22 protein-coding genes and 1 tRNA gene are annotated in these 17,323 nt (G+C 62.8%); 13 read left to right on the top strand and 10 right to left on the bottom strand.

All coding sequences use genetic code 11. The annotated features are described in order from the left end of the window. Nucleotides 1–33: 33 nt before the first annotated feature. From CBB62_13095 to CBB62_13110, 4 genes are all read right to left on the bottom strand, one after another. Nucleotides 34–1,731, bottom strand: a complete 1,698-nt coding sequence (locus CBB62_13095; GenBank protein OUT39326.1) for a hypothetical protein — start codon at nucleotides 1,729–1,731, stop codon at nucleotides 34–36. Nucleotides 1,732–1,889: 158 nt separating this feature from the next. Further along, on the bottom strand, nucleotides 1,890–2,960 hold the full coding sequence (obgE, locus tag CBB62_13100) for a GTPase ObgE (GenBank protein ID OUT39327.1): 1,071 nt from the start codon (nucleotides 2,958–2,960) through the stop codon (nucleotides 1,890–1,892). 169 nt (nucleotides 2,961–3,129) lie between these two features. Beyond that, nucleotides 3,130–3,402, bottom strand: coding sequence for a 50S ribosomal protein L27 (locus tag CBB62_13105; GenBank protein OUT39328.1), 273 nt, complete (start codon nucleotides 3,400–3,402; stop codon nucleotides 3,130–3,132). A gap of 31 nt (nucleotides 3,403–3,433) precedes the next feature. Then, on the bottom strand, nucleotides 3,434–3,745 hold the full coding sequence (locus CBB62_13110; GenBank protein OUT39329.1) for a 50S ribosomal protein L21: 312 nt from the start codon (nucleotides 3,743–3,745) through the stop codon (nucleotides 3,434–3,436). 337 nt (nucleotides 3,746–4,082) lie between these two features. On the opposite strand from CBB62_13110, the gene CBB62_13115 reads away from it, so the two are divergent. Next, a tRNA-Ser gene (locus CBB62_13115) sits at nucleotides 4,083–4,173 on the top strand. A gap of 350 nt (nucleotides 4,174–4,523) precedes the next feature. Here CBB62_13115 and CBB62_13120 read toward each other — a convergent pair. Next, the gene (locus tag CBB62_13120; protein ID OUT39330.1) at nucleotides 4,524–4,937 is read right to left on the bottom strand and encodes a MerR family transcriptional regulator; all 414 of its coding nucleotides are present in this window, start codon (nucleotides 4,935–4,937) and stop codon (nucleotides 4,524–4,526) included. 78 nt (nucleotides 4,938–5,015) lie between these two features. On the opposite strand from CBB62_13120, the gene CBB62_13125 reads away from it, so the two are divergent. Genes CBB62_13125 through CBB62_13145 form a run of 5 tightly spaced genes read left to right on the top strand, consistent with a single transcriptional unit; the run spans nucleotide 5,016 to nucleotide 8,863 of the window. Continuing rightward, nucleotides 5,016–5,414 (top strand): mercury transporter MerT, encoded by a 399-nt coding sequence (locus CBB62_13125; GenBank protein OUT39331.1) that lies wholly within the window; start codon nucleotides 5,016–5,018, stop codon nucleotides 5,412–5,414. Nucleotides 5,415–5,437: 23 nt separating this feature from the next. Continuing rightward, nucleotides 5,438–5,770 (top strand): heavy metal transporter, encoded by a 333-nt coding sequence (locus CBB62_13130; GenBank protein ID OUT39332.1) that lies wholly within the window; start codon nucleotides 5,438–5,440, stop codon nucleotides 5,768–5,770. 20 nt (nucleotides 5,771–5,790) lie between these two features. Then, nucleotides 5,791–6,033 carry a hypothetical protein gene (locus CBB62_13135; protein ID OUT39813.1) on the top strand — a complete coding sequence of 81 codons (243 nt, stop codon included), beginning with the start codon at nucleotides 5,791–5,793 and terminating at the stop codon, nucleotides 6,031–6,033. A 5-nt stretch (nucleotides 6,034–6,038) separates the two neighbouring features. Then, nucleotides 6,039–7,394, top strand: coding sequence for a hypothetical protein (locus CBB62_13140; protein OUT39333.1), 1,356 nt, complete (start codon nucleotides 6,039–6,041; stop codon nucleotides 7,392–7,394). A 20-nt stretch (nucleotides 7,395–7,414) separates the two neighbouring features. Continuing rightward, nucleotides 7,415–8,863: a mercury(II) reductase gene (locus CBB62_13145; protein OUT39334.1), complete on the top strand. Its 1,449-nt coding sequence runs from the start codon at nucleotides 7,415–7,417 to the stop codon at nucleotides 8,861–8,863. Here CBB62_13145 and CBB62_13150 read toward each other — a convergent pair. The 5 genes from CBB62_13150 to CBB62_13170 form a co-directional block, all read right to left on the bottom strand. Then, nucleotides 8,860–9,252: a hypothetical protein gene (locus tag CBB62_13150; protein OUT39335.1), complete on the bottom strand. Its 393-nt coding sequence runs from the start codon at nucleotides 9,250–9,252 to the stop codon at nucleotides 8,860–8,862. The genes CBB62_13145 and CBB62_13150 overlap by 4 nt on opposite strands. After that, nucleotides 9,249–10,586, bottom strand: coding sequence for a recombinase family protein (locus tag CBB62_13155; GenBank protein OUT39336.1), 1,338 nt, complete (start codon nucleotides 10,584–10,586; stop codon nucleotides 9,249–9,251). The genes CBB62_13150 and CBB62_13155 overlap by 4 nt, the downstream gene beginning before the upstream one ends. After that, nucleotides 10,583–11,092 carry a hypothetical protein gene (locus CBB62_13160; protein ID OUT39337.1) on the bottom strand — a complete coding sequence of 170 codons (510 nt, stop codon included), beginning with the start codon at nucleotides 11,090–11,092 and terminating at the stop codon, nucleotides 10,583–10,585. Before CBB62_13160 ends, CBB62_13155 begins: the two co-directional genes overlap by 4 nt. A 414-nt stretch (nucleotides 11,093–11,506) precedes the next feature. Further along, on the bottom strand, nucleotides 11,507–12,439 hold the full coding sequence (locus tag CBB62_13165; protein ID OUT39338.1) for a hypothetical protein: 933 nt from the start codon (nucleotides 12,437–12,439) through the stop codon (nucleotides 11,507–11,509). Beyond that, nucleotides 12,439–12,756, bottom strand: coding sequence for an XRE family transcriptional regulator (locus CBB62_13170; GenBank protein ID OUT39339.1), 318 nt, complete (start codon nucleotides 12,754–12,756; stop codon nucleotides 12,439–12,441). Before CBB62_13170 ends, CBB62_13165 begins: the two co-directional genes overlap by 1 nt. A gap of 140 nt (nucleotides 12,757–12,896) precedes the next feature. Here CBB62_13170 and CBB62_13175 point away from each other — a divergent pair, with 140 nt between their 5' ends. The 7 genes from CBB62_13175 (at nucleotide 12,897) to CBB62_13205 (ending at nucleotide 17,317) form a co-directional block, all read left to right on the top strand. Continuing rightward, nucleotides 12,897–13,139 carry a hypothetical protein gene (locus tag CBB62_13175; GenBank protein ID OUT39340.1) on the top strand — a complete coding sequence of 81 codons (243 nt, stop codon included), beginning with the start codon at nucleotides 12,897–12,899 and terminating at the stop codon, nucleotides 13,137–13,139. 11 nt (nucleotides 13,140–13,150) lie between these two features. Beyond that, nucleotides 13,151–14,338 carry a hypothetical protein gene (locus tag CBB62_13180; protein OUT39341.1) on the top strand — a complete coding sequence of 396 codons (1,188 nt, stop codon included), beginning with the start codon at nucleotides 13,151–13,153 and terminating at the stop codon, nucleotides 14,336–14,338. Next, nucleotides 14,322–15,260: a hypothetical protein gene (locus CBB62_13185; GenBank protein ID OUT39342.1), complete on the top strand. Its 939-nt coding sequence runs from the start codon at nucleotides 14,322–14,324 to the stop codon at nucleotides 15,258–15,260. The genes CBB62_13180 and CBB62_13185 overlap by 17 nt, the downstream gene beginning before the upstream one ends. A gap of 167 nt (nucleotides 15,261–15,427) precedes the next feature. Continuing rightward, nucleotides 15,428–15,637, top strand: coding sequence for a helix-turn-helix domain-containing protein (locus CBB62_13190; protein OUT39343.1), 210 nt, complete (start codon nucleotides 15,428–15,430; stop codon nucleotides 15,635–15,637). Between the two features lie 11 nt (nucleotides 15,638–15,648). Then, on the top strand, nucleotides 15,649–16,137 hold the full coding sequence (locus CBB62_13195) for a hypothetical protein (GenBank protein OUT39344.1): 489 nt from the start codon (nucleotides 15,649–15,651) through the stop codon (nucleotides 16,135–16,137). Continuing rightward, a complete protein-coding gene (locus CBB62_13200; protein OUT39345.1) occupies nucleotides 16,134–16,430 on the top strand; it encodes a hypothetical protein in 297 nt (98 codons plus the stop codon). Before CBB62_13195 ends, CBB62_13200 begins: the two co-directional genes overlap by 4 nt. Continuing rightward, nucleotides 16,430–17,317: a hypothetical protein gene (locus CBB62_13205; GenBank protein ID OUT39346.1), complete on the top strand. Its 888-nt coding sequence runs from the start codon at nucleotides 16,430–16,432 to the stop codon at nucleotides 17,315–17,317. Before CBB62_13200 ends, CBB62_13205 begins: the two co-directional genes overlap by 1 nt. Nucleotides 17,318–17,323: the final 6 nt, after the last annotated feature.

Below are 17,323 nucleotides of genomic sequence, written 5' to 3' on the forward strand. Positions count from 1 at the left end.
CTGTAGAACGGTCAGGGACCGGTTGAGTGGCTGCTAGTTTGCTGCGGTGACAGCCAGATCCACATCGGCCAGCACCGGCAGAATATAGGTGCGGAAGGCATACCCCCGCAGGAACGGTAAGTCCACCCGGCATTGCTCGCCTTGGCCTTCACAGGCATTGGCGATGATTTGCTCTACCGGCAGCGGGGTAACGCCTGCGCGGATGCTCATACCGAGGGCAAGCAGGGCACTCGCATTAACGGCATTGATATCGGCGCTTGGCAACTGGGCAAAGATATCAGCCGCTTGGGCAATCGGCCGCATGCCGCTGAGGGCATTGCGATCCTCAAGCCGTTTTTCAAAATTGCTCAGCTGTGTAGTCCAGCCACGGCGGAAAAACCGCAGCAGTCGTTGGGCCATGTCAACGCTGGCAAACTCACGGGCACGGGTTTCCGGGTCGGCTTCCAGCAATGCCTCCAGCCCGGGTGCAAAATAGCTGCCTTCCAGTTCTTCGATCAGTGGCAGGGCCTCTTCATCGCGACCGGCATAGAGATAGTAGCGGGCGAGCAGGTACTGGGCTTCCTCACGCAGGGTCGGGACATCGATATTGCTGAGGGTCACGGTTGCTGCCGGGAAATAACCGAGTGCTGCCTGAGCGCCGACCACCTCGACCAGCAGTTCCGCTGGCAGGGTAACGCCGAGGCTCTGGCTGAGCACGATACCGGCCTGCAGTACCTCATCGGCCACCAGCAATTCGCCACCGAGGGCGAGGTTCTGGGCCAGCAGCATCTGGGCAAAGGCCCGGTCGATGTCGCGGGTCAGTGCTGCCAGCGCTGTCATGGCTGGCTCAACACCCTGCATGCGGGCCATATCGGCGACAAGCAGGGCATTGATCCGGGCCCGCGGCACCGGGCCGCTGTCGATGGTATCGATCTGTTCGATTGCCTTGGCGGTAACGGCAATGGTGTTGATATCGCCGATCAGGCTGGCTGTCGCCGCGATCTGCAGCAGGCCAAGGGTCTGATCCAGGGCGGCTGCCTGCTCACCCTGAGCGAGGATCATCGGCGGTGCTTCCGCCAGAATGGTCAGGGCGCGACCCGGCTCGCCGATCTCGATGAACATCTGTGCCAGCTGGGTCGTGGCAACAGCGCGGATCAGGTTGCCATCGGCTTCCGACAGAGCCTGTGCCGCCGCAGCAGCAGATTCCAGTGCCGGTTCATCCTGGCCGAGGGCATTCAGTTGCAGGGTCACCTGTTCAAAGGCGGCAGCCCGAATGATCGGGGTGGCGATCCGGCCAGCCGTGTCGCGTGCGGTGCTCAGTTCGCCGCGCCGGACATAGAAATCAACCAGCCATGCCCGGTGGGCGTCGCGCAGGAAAATATCCTGAGCATCGGCACCGGCCTGTTCGCTTAACGGATACAGGCAGTCCTCATGGGGGCGGGTGATGCAGTCGGTCAGGGCCTGATCGAGGTTGCGATCTAGCACCAGAGCCTGTTCCGGTGGCGCATTGCCAAGGATCAGCCGGTAATAATAATCGCGGGAGGCATAGACGCTGCTGACCGCCTGATAGGTATCAGCATAGCGCACGATGCGGGCGACGATTTCGGTCTCCCGGTCGGCGGCGGCGATTTGTCGATCCAGTTCCTCATTGGCCTCCGTCACGGCCATATAGCTGGTTACACCGGCATAGGCGGCATAACCGAAGAAGATCAAAAGGACGATTCCGGCAAAGAAGCGCGCTGCATCATTCATGTGCGGACCTGTAGGCGGGCGGTGCCTGCGATTTGGATCACCATAGATGTCAACATCGGGTGAAATATACTTTGAAGCCACTGGCAGTAGGGCAAATACCATTGGTTACAGTATCGTCGTTAATGGTGTGGTGCCAATGCCCGACACGGGTTTTGGTCTCAATACTCGCTGTCCTGCGCTGTGTCGGTGACAGCCGCTTCCTGCTCCCAGGGGGCGTCATCTTCCTCTTCCGGGACTGCATTGGCTTTGAGGATGGCGGCTTCAAGGGCGTAAATGATTGGTTTTAAACCCTGACTGGTGGCACCAGACAGCTCATACACCGTGGCATCGGTCTCCGCACGCAGGGCGGCAACCTTCTCGGCGATTTCTTCCTCGCTCAGGGCATCGATCTTGTTGAGTGCCACGATCTCCGGCTTGTCGGCCAGACCATTGCCATAGGCGGTGAGTTCACCACGGACGATTCGATAGTTCTCAACCACATCCTCGGCGGTGCCGTCGATCAGGTGCAGCAGGATACGGGTACGCTCCACATGGCCAAGGAAACGGTCACCCAGACCCTTGCCCTCGGATGCGCCCTCGATCAGGCCGGGAATATCGGCGAGCACGAAGCTGCCATCCTGGGTCTCGACCACGCCGAGATTGGGGGCAATGGTGGTGAAGGGGTAATCGGCGATCTTCGGCTTGGCAGCAGAATTGGCAGCCAGAAAGGTTGATTTACCGGCATTCGGCAGTCCGACCAGCCCGGCATCGGCGATCAGCTTCAGACGCAGCCAGACCCAGCATTCCTCGCCCTCGAAGCCCTTCTGGGCATAGCGCGGTGCCTGATTGGTCGAGGTCTTGTAATGGCTGTTGCCATAGCCGCCATCGCCGCCCCGCAGGAGCTGGACGCTGTCGCCTTCCACGCTCAGATCGGCGAGCAGGGTTTCCCTGTCCTCATCCAGTATCTGGGTACCGATCGGCACTGGCACGATCAGGTCTTCGCCCTGTTTGCCGCTGCGGTTGCTGCCCATGCCGTTTTCGCCGCGCTCGGCCTTGAAATGCTGGCGGTAGCGGAAGTCGATCAGGGTATTGAGGGCCGGGACCGCCTTGAAGATAACATGGCCACCACGCCCGCCATCACCACCGGCAGGACCGCCGCGCGGGACATATTTCTCACGCCGGAACGCGACGGAGCCGTGGCCACCATCGCCGGATTTTAAAAAGATTTTGGCTTCGTCGAGAAATTTCATGGGGTGGTGCGCCGGGGCGCTCTCGTAGCTGTGGTGGCTGCTATATGGGGGACTGCAGTTGTGTTGTCCGGTTGGCCGGGATCAAAAACAACTTTAGCGAACGGGCACGAGGGCACACGTTCGCTAAAGAGAATTCAGTTACCGGCAGGACCGTAAAACGGTCGGCTGCTTATTCGGCAGCTTCCGCAGCGGTTTCCAGGATCGACACGGCGTTCTTGCCGCCACGGATCTTGTGGAATTTCACTTCGCCATCGGTAAGCGCGAACAGGGTGTGATCCTTGCCCATGCCGACATTGTTGGCCGGATAGAATTTGGTGCCGCGCTGGCGAACAATGATGTTGCCTGCGAGAACGCTCTCACCACCGAATTTCTTTACGCCGAGGCGGCGGCCTTCACTGTCGCGACCGTTACGGGATGAACCGCCTGCTTTTTTATGTGCCATCGATCTCTTCCTGTCCTGGCTTAAACGTCAATTAAACTGCGATATCAGTAATGCGCAGAACGGTCAGATCCTGACGGTGACCTTTCTTGCGGCGATAGTTCTGACGACGCTTCTTCTTGAAAACGATGATTTTCGGACCGCGGTCCTGACCGAGGATTTCGGCCGTAACCTTGGCACCATCAACGAGTGGGCTGCCAACGGTGGTTTTTTTGCCGTCGCCAACCATAAGGATATTGCCGAGCTCAATCTTGCCACCGGCTTCGCCGTCCAGCTTCTCGACCTTGATAACGTCGCCCTTGGCAACGCGATATTGCTTACCGCCGGTTTTCAGAACCGCATACATCGTACTAACTCCAACTCATCTGGCGGTTGTTGACCGCCTGTCCGGTTTATCCAATCGATCGAAACCGCTCACAAGCATGGAGGCGAGCCGCCATTCGTGCCGACCGATCGTTTCTAGATCATGAAATCTGTTTGCGTGCAGGCCCCGTGTAACACCACGCCGCAATGAGCCATATCACGCGAGTGCGCAGGTAATATAGGTATGCGCGCTTTCTGTCAATTCATGGCAGCCAACAAATACGATACCCGGCCATGCACCGCCCCCGGGCGGTATTCCGGCACGGCCATTATTGACATCTGACGGCACAAGAATATAAGCACCGCCCCTCAGGACACAAGGAGAGATGCCGGAGTGGTTGAACGGGGCGGTCTCGAAAACCGTTGTGCGCTTCACGCGCACCGAGGGTTCGAATCCCTCTCTCTCCGCCATTATCTTGTAGCGAACCCGAGATGAGGCCCCACCCGCGGGCCTTTTTCTTTTTGTTTCAAAGGCGTTTAGCCGAGGCATCCGAACCTCGGAGACTGACGCCGGGTCCAGTTTCCGTCTCTAAACGGCCCTCCGTCTCTAACCGACCGAACCTCATGCCGAGCGGTTCGGCTTCGTGAAAGTCTACGTTTTCAGGTAGTTCCGCCCATCGCACCAGGGCATTTTCTGCGGCAGTTATCCCGGCTGGCGTCGCCATCCTGAGAACGCGCGATAGGCGTTGTGCGACGTATTCACACGAACCATCAAATGCCAAATCAATCGCGCAGATGCGCACACTTGTGGATCCGTTTGATCACGATGCCAGCGCCTCCAGCACGGGGCACTCCGGCACCTCTTCGCCCGAGCACTGCGCAGCCGTGGCGGCGAGCACCTTCTCTATGCGCCTGAGGTCAGCGATCTTGGCGCGCACGTCCGCAAGATGTTGCTCCGTCAGCGCCTTCACCTCGGCGCAGGTCTGAGTCCCTCGATCTACGAGCTGCAAGAGCCCGCGCAACTCCTCGATGGAGAAGCCCAGCTCCCGGCCGCGCAGGATGAAGCGCAAACGCCCAACATGGGTCTCGTCATAGACGCGGTAGCCGGATGCGGTGCGCGGTGGATCGGGCATCATGCTGATCTTCTCGTAATAACGGATGGTCTCCAGATTGCAGCCCGTGCGCCGCGCAAGGTCCGCGCGCTTCAGTCCCTTCCCGGAAACGTGATCTCCCATTCTGTCAAAAACCCCCTTGAGTCTGTAGTCACTACAGACCTTATCTTAAAATCAGAACCAAGGCGAGGACGATGACGCATGAGCACACCCGAAGCAGGAATCCAGACGGTACAAGCCGCTGAAGATGCAGACGATCGGAAGCGGAACATCTTTGCGGCGGGCGGTGTGATCGGCGCCATTCTGGCCTCGACCTGCTGCGTGGTGCCGCTGCTGTTCGTAATGCTCGGCATCTCCGGGGCCTGGATCGGCAACCTTACCGCGCTTGAGCCCTACAAGCCGTATTTCGCAGGCATTGCGCTTGTCTTCATCGGCCTCGGCTTCCGGCAGGTCTATTTCAAAGCCAAGCCCGCTTGTGTGGACGGTTCCTATTGCGCCAAGCCGCAGTCGGCCGTCATCACCAAGACTGCGCTTTGCCTCTCCACCGTGGTGATCTTGCTCGCGCTGACCATCAATTGGTGGGCGCCGCTCTTCTACTGAGACCAAACATAGGAGTAACCGCCATGAGACGCCCCCTTATCCTCGCTGCTGCCTTGCTGGCCCTCGGCGGACTCGGCTGGACCATCGGAACGGCCGTGGCCCCGGCCGCCGCCCAGTCCGCCTCCCAACAGGTGGCGGCCGCCCAGACCCGGACCTTCGCCATCCAGAACATGACCTGCGCGCTCTGCCCAGTGACCGTGAAACGCGCCATGGAAGGCGTAGAGGGCGTTCGCTCGGTCAATATCGACTTCGATGCCAAGACAGCAACCGTGGTCTTCGACCCATCGGTGACGAACGCAGACGCCATCGCCGCGGCCTCGACCAACGCGGGCTATCCGGCCTCGGTCCGAGGCTGAGGCCGATGAAGGACGCAACGATCCTCAAGACCGGTATCATCGGGGCCGCGATCGCCGCGATCTGCTGCGCCACGCCGGTGCTTGTCATTGCCCTCGGCGCGGTCGGCCTTTCGGCGTGGATTGGCGGTCTCGACTATGTGCTGCTGCCCGCGCTCGTCCTCTTCCTCGGCGTGGCGGCCTACGGCCTGTGGCGGCAGAGCCGCGCGGCGGCTTGCTGCGATAGGGACGATGTCCAGACGATTAATTTTCAGAGAGATAAATAACCTTCATGTCCGACGGATTTGAGTTCGACCTCATCGTCATCGGCGCGGGAACGGGCGGCAACGGCGTGGCGCGCATGGCCGCCGCCGAGGGCTGGAAGGTCGCCATCGTCGACCGGCTTCCCTACGGCGGCACCTGCGCGCTCAGGGGGTGCGATCCCAAGAAGATGCTGGTCGGCGTGACCGAAGGCGTCGAACGGGCGCGGGCGATGGACGGCAAGGGGCTGATCGCCGAGCCCCGGATCGACTGGGCCGAGATGATGGCCTTCAAGCGGACCTTCACCGACGCCATGCCGGGCCGGATCGAGGCCGGACACGACAGGGCCGGCATCGCCACGCTCCAAGGATCGGCGCGTTTCACCGCGCCCGACACGGTCGAGATCGACGGCAGGGCCTGGCGAGCGCGGCATTTCCACATCGCCACGGGCGCGCGGCCTGCCACGCTGGGGATCCCCGGCGAGGAGCATCTGATCACCAGCACCGACTTCCTGGAGCTGCCGGAATGCCCGCGGCGCATCGTCTTTGTCGGCGGCGGCTATATCGCGTTGGAATTTGCGCATATCGCCGCGCGCGCCGGGGCCGAGACGGTCACCGTGCTGCAACGCGGGCCCCGCATCCTGCCGAACTTCGATCCCGACCTGACGGCGATCCTGGCCGAGGCGACCGAGGCGCTGGGCGTCGATGTCCACACCGGGGCCGCGGTCAGCGGCATCGCGCGCGAGGGTAACGCCTTTGCCGTGCAGTACGAAACGCCGGATGGGCCGAAGAAGGTCGTCTGCGACGTTGCGGTTCATGCGGCCGGGCGGGTGCCGAACATCGAGGATCTGAACCTCGAGGCCGCCGGGGTGGATGCAACGAAACGCGGCATCAAGGTCAGCCCCGCAATGCGCACGTCGAACCCGGCGATCTTCGCCGCGGGCGACTGCGCCGACAGCGGGCCGAACCTGACGCCGGTCTCGGCCAACGAGGCGCGCATTGCGGCCAAGAACCTGCTGGCGAACCAGGACGAACGCAAGATCGTCTATCCGCCGATCCCGAGCACGGTCTTCACCCTGCCGCCGCTTGGCAGCGTCGGCCTGTCCGAGGCCGCAGCGAAGGAGGCGGGACACGACTTCGACGTCCATTTCGAGCGGACCGAGCGATGGTATTCCTCGATACGTGTAAGCGCCGTGGCCAGCGGCTTCAAGGTTTTGGTGGAGCGTGAGACCGGCCACATCCTCGGCGCGCATCTGATTGGTCCGGGAACGGAGGAACAGATCAATCTTTTCGCGATGGCCATGGGTGCGGGGCTGACCGCCAACCGGATCAAGGCGGCGATCTTCGCCTATCCCAGCTACGCCTCGGACCTCGGGTCGATGGTCTGAGAACAGAAAGAAAGACGGACATGAACGAACGCCTCAAGCCAAGCCACTGCTGCACCCCCAACGCACGATCCCGGACAACCTACGACCTCGCCGTCATCGGCGCGGGTTCGGCAGGCTTTTCCGCTGCCATCACGGCGGCCGAGCAAGGGGCGAGCGTCGCCCTGATCGGCCACGGCACCATTGGCGGCACCTGCGTCAATGTCGGCTGCGTGCCGTCCAAAACCATGATCCGCGCCGCCGAGGCGCTACATGGCGCAAGGGCGGCGGGCCGGTTCCCGGGCCTGACCGGCGACGCGCAGGTGAATGATTGGCGACGTCTGATCGCCGCCAAGGACGATCTCGTCTCGACGCTACGGCAGAAGAAATACGCCGACCTGCTGCCCGAGTATGACGGGATTACCTATTTGGAGGGCGCGGCGCGGTTGAACGGCGCCGGCGTGCTCGTCGAAAACGGCCCTGTCGCCGCCGACAATATCATCATCGCTACGGGCGGACGACCTGCCGTGCCGCCGATTCCCGGCATCAAGACCGTGGCCTACCTGACCAGCACGACACTGCTGGAATTGGAGACGCTGCCCAGGAGCCTGATTGTCATCGGCGGCGGGTATATCGGCGTGGAGCTTGCCCAGATGATGGCGCGCATGGGCGTTGAGGTGACGGTGATCTGCCGGTCGCGCCTGCTGCCGCAGGTGGAACCGGAAGTGTCGGACGCGCTGGCTGCGGCCTTCCGCGCCGAAGGCATCACGCTTCATTGCGGCATCACCTACGATGCCTGCTGTGAAGATGAGACCGGCGTCACCGTCTGCGTCAGCGAAGGCGGCAAGACGGTCGAGCTGAAGGCGGAGCGGCTGCTGGTCGCGACGGGACGCATCCCCAATACCGCAACCCTCGGCTTGGCGGAGGCCGGTGTGGCGCAAGACGCTCGCGGCGCCATCGTGGTCGATGACCACATGCGCACCTCGAAAGCCGGCGTCTACGCGGCGGGCGATGTGACCAACCGGGACCAGTTCGTCTACATGGCGGCCTATGGCGCAAAGCTCGCCGCGAAGAACGCGCTGAATGGCGATAGCCTCGTCTACGACAATGGAACCATGCCGTGGGTCGTGTTTACGGGTCCACAAGTGGCGGGTGTCGGCCTGACCGAAGCGGAGGCGCGCGCGACCGGGCATGAGGTCAAGACGAGCGTCCTGACGCTAGACAACGTGCCGCGGGCGCTGGCCGCGCGCGACACGCGTGGGCTCATCAAGCTTGTGGCGGACGCGAAAACCGACCGGCTTCTGGGAGGTGTGATCATGGCGCCCGAGGGCGCCGACAGCATCCAGACGCTGGCGCTGGCGCTCAAGTTCGGCATGACCACGAAGGCACTCGGAGAGATGATCTTCCCCTACCTGACCACTGTTGAAGGGTTGAAGCTGGCCGCCCAGACATTCGACAAGGATGTGGCAAAACTCTCCTGCTGTGCCGGTTAAGCCAGTCCCTCAAACACTATCCCCATCTGCTCCGCCCATGGCCGGTCGGCGACCGAAACAAGGTCGTTCAATGACAGCGCCGGTGGGACGCGCCTGATGACGAGGTGTTCAAGCACCTCGGGTGACAGATAGGCGAGCCGCATCATTCGGCTCACAAACCGGTCGGAGACCTTCTCGGCCGCCGCGATGTCCTGGATCGTGGAAGCGGCGCCCGTTTCCAGCTGCCGCCGCCAGCTCCAGGCGCGGGCGATGGCGCGCAGCACATGAGGGTCTTGTGACCGGCCGTTCCGAACCGTCACCTCGTCGGGCGGCAGGATCTTCGGCCGCCCATTGCGTTTGCGGATCGTCAGGGGGATGACGACCCGGATGGTGTTCGTCGAGTCGGTCATGCGTGGGCCTCCGTCTGGCGGGGCGCCATCATGTCCCGGAGAACCGAGCCCAGCCCGTCGTGGCGCAGATCGACGGCGATGCCGTCTTCGCCGACGGTCACCCGCTCGACCAGAAGCTGGACGATGCGGGTCTGCTCCGCCGGATAGAGCGCCGCCCATAGCTGATCGAACTCGCCGAGCGCCGTGACGACCGCCTTCTGATCGATGGTCGGGCTCTCGTCGCGCAGGGCCTTTATGGTTCGCGCCGCGACTTCGGGTGCGCGGATCATGCGGCGGATTTCGCCGACGACGGCATCCTCGACCATGCCGGCGGGCAAGCGCAGCGGACCCGAGGCGTCTCCGGTCGGGCGGTTTCGGATCAGGTCCATCGACGCGTAGTAGCGGTAGAGGCGCGTGCCCTTCTTCGTCGCGGTCGGCGTCATCGCCGTGCCTGTCTCGGTGAAGATGATCCCCTTCAGCAGGGCCGGCGTCTGGCGGCGAGTATTCTTCGCCCGCAGGCGCGGGCTCTCCTGCAGGATGCTATGCACCTTGTCCCAGAGGGTCTGATCGATGATGGCCTCGTGCTCGCCGGGATAGGCCGTGCCCTTGTGCACGGCTTCGCCAAGGTAGACCCGGTTGTTGATCAGTTTGTAGAGGAAGCCCTTGTCGATCGGCTTGCCGCGCTTGTTCAGCACGCCTTCAGCCGCGAGCGCTTTGGCCAGCGTCGTGGCGGAGCCCATGGCGACGAATCGCTCGAAGATCATCCGGACCGTCGCGGCCTCGGCCTCGTTGACCACCAGCTTGCGGTCGCGCACGTCGTAGCCCAGCGGGACGTGACCGCCCATCCACATGCCGCGCTTGCGGGATGCCGCGACCTTGTCGCGGATGCGCTCGCCGATCACCTCCCGCTCGAACTGCGCGAAGCTCAGGAGGATGTTCAGGGTCAAGCGGCCCATCGAGGTCGTGGTGTTGAACGACTGCGTGACCGAAACGAAGGTCACCTGATTGCGGTCGAAGATCTCGACCAGCTTGGCGAAGTCCATCAGCGAGCGCGACAACCTGTCGATCTTGTAGACCACGATCACATCGATCAGACCGGCCTCGACGTCCTGAATGAGGCGCTTCAGGCCGGGCCGTTCCAGCGTGCCACCGGAGAAGCCGCCGTCATCGTAGCGTTCGCGAATGGTGGCCCAGCCTTCCGCCTTCTGGCTCGTCACGAAGGCCTCGCAAGCCTCGCGCTGGGCGTCGAGGCTGTTGAACTCCATGTCGAGCCCTTCCTCGCTCGACTTGCGGGTATAAATGGCGCAGCGCTGGCGGCGCGGAACGACCGCGACGGCTTCCTGATGACGGCTCATCGGTCGTCCCTCCGCGCCTCGCGCAAGCCGAAGAAGCGGTAGCCGTTCCACTGCGTGCCGGTGATCGCCCGCGCCACCGCCGAGAGCGACTTGAACTTGCGCCCCTGCCAGTCGAAGCCGTCCTTCATCACCGTGACGGTGTGCTCTACCCCGTCCCATTCGCGCACGAGGCGGGTTCCGACCACGGGGTTGCGGGGATCCGCGATGATCGTCTTGCGCCCGGCCCGGCCCTCGATTTCGTCAGCCAGCAAGTCCAGCGTCCGCCGCGTCTCGCGGGACAGGCCGCCGAGGGTCAGTTCCTGGACCCGGTAGCTGAGCCTCAGCTCGAGGTAACTGCGGCTGTTGTTCGGAGCGGGGGTGCCGAAGATGCTTTCCCACTTCGCCTTCAGCTCGACCACCGTCATTCGTTTCAGCGCTGCAAGCTGCGTGACCACGCTCGCGTCCGCCGCGTCGCGTTCGCCCACCCGCCATGGCGCGGCGTCAGTCTTTCTCTTTGTTCCTGGCATTATTGCCCTCCAACTCGGTTGCTCGGTTTGCGACGACCAACACGGCGTTTGAGGGCGAGAATGTCGAATGAACTGTCTTCGCCAGGTGCAGATAAAGAACTGGACTGTTCCGGCAGTATACGCCTCAGCCCCGCGGCAAAAATGAACGCGAGTTCATCGAGGCGTTCGCCCGTCGACAGACGGACGGGCAGCAGCGGGTTCGGGCCAGATCGGGCGTCTTGCATGAGACCGTTCGCAACAGAAGATGACTGGCGAAACGGTAGTCGCAAAACGACGATATGCAATCATATTCAATGACTTATCGCTTTTCTGCGGAATCATTAGAAGCAGATCGAAGCCGTTCGTCAGGCCTTTCCAGCGTGAACATCTGTGCAAGTCGCCCGGAGCGGCGCTGCCCGCAGCATTGTTGGGTCGTTACATCGAATCATCACGGGTGAACTGGTCGTACGCGTCCCAGGGCGTATCCTCTTCGATCTCACAAACATCGAAGGCGTCATCGAACTGGAGAATGGTCAGAGACATGTCGAGAAACTCGGACACCATCGCCAATTCGCGCACTGGCTCCGAGCCGCGGCTGAAGTTCCAAACGCCGTTCGGCCGGGCGACTGGCCTGTCCGAAACGAATCCTCTTTCGGCAGCGCCGATGGCGGCCAGCGCGTCATCCGGGATCGGCATCCCCGATCGAACGAAGATCCCGCTCTTTAGGGCGGCTTTGCTGGCGCGTCCCCATTTCGCGTGGCCGTCGCGCGCCACGATCATCGCCGCTCGCCTATCCGTGAAATCGATCCACTTCCGGCAAGCGGCGATCAACGACACGCCGTAGCGATCCGTGACGTGGTTCAGGAGATCGACGGTCATCTCGTGTCCATCGACCTGAGCCCTATAATCGTCGAGCGGCATAAGCAGGAAAGACGCGAACGTGTCGGCTTCCTCCTCCCGCTGCTTCTCCTCCTCCTGCCAGCTATTGGGAAGCAGTGGTTTGCACTGGAAATCGCAATCGCGATCGAGAATGCCCGAATTGTAGTCTTGGGCGGTCAAGGTCGGGCGATGAAGCAGATAATGACCGAATTCATGCGCGAGTGTGAACCGCACCCGGCCCCGATACCGCGGATCGTCGTTGTAGACGATGTGCCATTCCGGCCTCTTCCTGTGTGGCCTGAGCATACCCTCGAAGCCGGGTAGATCCCCGCCCACGATCTTAGTGATCGGATCCTCGTTGTTTTTGGAGACCTCGCGGGCAAGCGCTTCGACGTCCACCGGAAAGCGGTCCTCTCCCAGAACATGACGTAGCAGGATCGAAAGACGGTTCGCCTCTTGTTGAGGGGATTTGCGCTTTCCATTGCTCATTAGTCGTCGTCCAACGCGTCCAATATGCGACGGAGTCGCTCTTTCGATGGAGCATCCATCTTCTTGTATTTTCGGAAGAATGCGATGTCCTCTGCGTCTTCTTCCTTCTCTCCGTCACCTGCCAGCAGGTACTCAACGGTGGTGTCGATTGCGGTTGCGATCAGAGCAAGTTTTTCCGCCGAAGGGCGCGCGACGTCCTTGTTCTCGATCTCCCACATGTAGCTCTTGCTGGATCCGACCCTTTCGGCGAGCGCCTCCAGGGTCAGTCCTCGCTTCAGTCTGAGCTCGCGAACGCGCTCTCCCAAGGGTGTTGGCACCGGGTGTTCTCCTGTTTGTCCGCCGGGTTCGTTATCGCGATACATCTAGTCCTTGACACGCCGTACCTGCAATACCTATCTTGCGCACAAGTTCGTAGTAACGAACCCGCTTTCGCGCTTTCACGAGACAGGAGGCCGTCATGGCTAAAGCAGGTAACGGTTCGGGCACCCATCACGTGGTCCCCAATCCCAATGGCGGATGGGATGTCCGCCGCGGCGGCGCCGAGCGCGCCAGCGGGCACTTCGACACGAAGCGGGAGGCGATCGACCGTGGGCGAGAGATCAGCCGCAACGCCGGGACGGAATTCAAGATCCACAACCAGGATGGCCGGATTGGCCAGTCCGATTCCCACGGGAACGACCCCCGCAACATCAAGGGCTAAGGAGATCGGCCATGGCCTCAGTGACGAGTTTCATCCGCAACGTGCCTGCCTCGTCGCTGCAGGCCTATTTCCACCACACCGGCATCGAGCTTCCGACCGAGGTCGATTGGGAGGCGCCCGAGCCCGAGGTGGTTCGCGTCACGCTTCGCGCCGTTGACGAGATGGACGACGAAGCCCGCGCCCGCATCGTCAATGACGCCGAGCGGGTGAGCGCCCTGGCCGATGATGCGGGGCAGACCGCACTCTACAGCGTGATCGACGACCGCACGGTGCTCGATGATCTGGCAAATGGCCATGCACGTTCGCTCTGGATGTTCCTGAACGAACCGGTTCGGTTCCGCCATGCTGAGGAGGTCCGTTACACCGATGAGCGGCGCCGTGGTCGGAGCTGGGACGGGTTCATCGGCGAGCCGAACCTCGATCTGCGGCGGGACGAGGCATCCATCGATGCCTTCAAGACGGCACTGCGCGATCGGTTCGCTTCCAACAACATCCACATCGACATCTTCGGGCGCTATCGGCCGACCCTCGACGGCGAGGATTGCGAGCTTGTCCAGATCGCGATTTACCGCGAAGGCCTCCTCGACGATTTCCTGGCGTTCGATGACGCGGGAACGCTCGTCCGCCGCGCCCGCCGTCCCGTCTTCGAGGCGGCCATGACGTATGAACCGGCGACCGGCGTCATCGAAGTCGTCGCCAACGACCGCGAGAGCCGCGAGGAGATGGTCCGCTTCATGGCGCGCGACCTGCTGGGGATCGAGTTCCAGAGCGAGAAGGTGCCCTTCCGCACCTACGACCTCGCAGTTCTGCTTCATCCTTTCGATTTTCCGACCGACCCGGAGGATGGGATCGAGTCCGTCGAGGTCAAGCAGCTGCGTCTGATGCCCATCGACAATGTGGGCGAGCGCGTCACGCTGGAATGTCTTCGGAAGGCCGACCGCACTATTTGGAGCATGTCGGCGGAGCGGTTCGGCGCCAACGATCCGCTGGCTGGCGGTTGGGTGGCGACACAGGCCAAACTCTCCATCAAATTCCATCCCAAGGGCGATGCCAAACGCGGTCGGACGCTGCCGTTGACGATCACGATGCCGCATGGCTGCAATCTCAAGGACCAGACCGAAGAGGAGCAGCTGATCGGCGAGAAGTATCTCCGGCGCTGGGGCATCCTTTCCGGAGACGGCGGTGTCGTCGTCGATTGATCGGAGGGCGGCGGACCTATTGCTGTCGGTGATCGAGACGCCGGATGCGGTCATCAGCGGCTCGGTCCTCGACGGCTATTATGGGCGGGTCGCGCCAGCGCTGAAGGCGGCTGGGATCCTTCAGCCGAAAGATCACTCGCGGGCAGCCGTTTCACTCGTCGACCACGAGGACGAGCCCGTCAATCTGATCTGGTCACCTGAACATCGGGCATATGGGTATTTCAGCCCGACAGCTGGGTGGGTGAGTGTTCCCGGTGATCAGTTGGCGACGTTCCGCGTCAATTTCAGCAAGCTGATCGGCCAGTTGGTGGAGCGGCTGGATCTGTCGCCGCGATCAGACCCAGTCGAACTCGTGCCCGATCTTCTCTGGGAAGTGGGCGACGCGCGACTACCGGGACGCAGCAAACGCAGTTCCGTATGGATTGGCCGTCGGCTCGGCGATCCGACGATATGGAGAAGTTTCATCGATGCTGCCCGCAAGCGTCCGGCACCCGGCTTGCGAGTTGTCCTGAGCTTCACAGCTGGAAATCGCCTGCCGACTGACGTGCACCTCGGTCATACGCTCATCGCCGTTCGAGACGTTGCCGATCACAACGGTCTTGCCATCGCTCCCGAGCTATTGGCCGCCCGCGTCGCGACGGGCTCACAGCTGAACGACGACTTGATCACCATGGCGGCCGACGGAGCATCCCTCACCGTTCGCGGAACACGTTATGCATTCTCTGGATCGAAACAGCGCGCGATCATCCGGCAACTCTATGACGCTTGGAAATCGGGCAACCCGGAACTTCTGACCGCCGAGGTTCTGGAGAGCGCCGGATACAGCACCAGCGTCAACACGCTGGCCAAGGCTTTCTCCGGAAGATCTGAATGGCGTGATTTCATCAGCGAGGAGCATGGCCGCTGTTGGATGTTCCTCTGATGACCTGAACTCTCTCATCTGAAAGGCCGCCCGGTGGGCGGCTTTTTTCATTTCTGAGCCGCTTTCCCCGATTCCTACCCTGAGCCCTACCTGGCTCCTTCCCGGCTCCTACCCGCCCGGCAGCCATCCTCTCCGCAGGTTTTCGACAGGAACCCAAGGAGACACAAATGGCTACGAAACACCTCAACCAGATCGACCTGGCTGCGCGCTGGAACATCAGTCACCGCACGCTTGAGCGGTGGCGCTGGACAGGCGAAGGCCCGCGCTTCGTCAAGCTCGGCGGTCGCGTCGTGTATCGCCTCGAAGACGTCGAGGAGTACGAGCGCGAGCAGATCCGGGCGAGCACCGCCGACCACCCCAGCAAGCCTGCGGCGTGAGGGGGGCGGTCATGACGATCTCCAACCGCATCTCCCTCGATGAGCTCCGTCGCATGGCTGTCGGCGACATCGCCGCTCTGTCCGCCGAGCAGCTCGCCCTCCTGCAGGACGAGGCCGCCGACGCTCTGCGCCGCGCCAAGACCGTCTGCGACTGGCTCGATGGGGCCGTCGCGCTGAAGTACGGCGATCGTGCCCACGCCGCACGGCAGGCCGCCGGCAAAGACACCGGGACCATCCGCTTCGACGACGGCGCGGTCACCGTGATCGCCGACCTGCCGAAGCGCGTCGACTGGGACCAGGACAAGCTCACCGCTCTCGTCGAACGCATCCGGGCCGAGGGCGACGACCCCACCGAATACGTCGATGTCGCGATCAAGGTGTCCGAGCGCAAGTACGCGGCCTGGCCGAGCCACATCCGCTCCGCCTTCGAGGACGCGCGCACCGTCCGCACCGGCAAGCCCAGCTTCCGTCTTTCCCTGAACACCGAGGTGACGTCATGAGCATCACGAAGAAGCTCGCGGTGCTCCGCGAGCACCATTACGGGCTGGACAAGCTGCCCGAGACCATCCGGGTGCCGGCCCTTGGCGAGCGTCGCGACGAGACCGTCAAGCCGGTCGGGGCGGCCTCGATCGATGACCTGGCCTTCGCCCTCATCGGGCTGAACGAGCAGGCATCGGCGCTCTACCGCGAGATCGATGCGGTGCGCACCCTCCACGACGAGGCCCGCAAGGCCGGCGCGCTGGGAGCGGACGTCGCGATCGACGCCCTGATCGCGGCGAAGGGAGGCAAGTGATGGCCCTCCCGATCATCTCCGCCGATCAGCGTCTCGCCGAGCCGCGCGGCATCAAGGGCACGATCTTCGGCAAGTCGGGCATCGGCAAGACCAGCCTTCTGTGGACGCTCGACCCCGCCACCACGCTGTTCATCGATCTGGAGGCCGGCGACCTCGCCATCGAGGGATGGTCCGGCGACAGCGTCCGGCCGCGCACATGGGCCGAGTGCCGCGATTTCGCGCTCTTCATCGGCGGCCCCAACCCGGCGCTGCGGGACGACCAGGTCTACAGCGAGGCCCACTTCGCAGCCGTGTGTGAGCGCTTTGGCGATCCGGCGGCGCTCGACCGGTACCACACGGTCTTTATCGACTCGATCACCGTCGCCGGGCGGCTCTGCTTCCAATGGTGCAAGGGGCAGCCCGAGGCGTTCTCGGAGAAGACCGGCAAGCCCGATGTCCGCGGCGCCTATGGCCTGCACGGCCGCGAGATGATCGCGTGGCTCACGCATCTCCAGCACACGCGGGCGAAGAACGTCTGGTTCGTCGGGATCCTCGACGAGAAGCTCGATGACTTCAATCGGCGCATCTTCCAGCCGCAGATCGACGGCTCGAAGACCGGCCTCGAGCTGCCGGGCATCGTCGATGAAGTCCTGACGATGGCGGAGATCAAGGACGAATCCGGCGCGCCGTACCGTGCCTTCGTCTGCCAGACGATCAACCCCTGGAACTTCCCGGCGAAGGATCGCTCCGGCCGTCTCGACCTGATCGAGGAGCCGCATCTCGGCCGCCTGATGGCCAAGATCCGCGGCCCCGTGAAGCCTGCCTCCGAGCGGCTTGCCTATCGCAGCCCGCCCCCGGCCGCGACGGTGCCGACCTCGGACGCCCCCACCCATTCCGAAAACGCCTGAACGAGG

Source organism: Micavibrio sp. TMED2, assembly GCA_002168225.1.
Classification (GTDB): Bacteria; Pseudomonadota; Alphaproteobacteria; order TMED2; family TMED2; genus TMED2.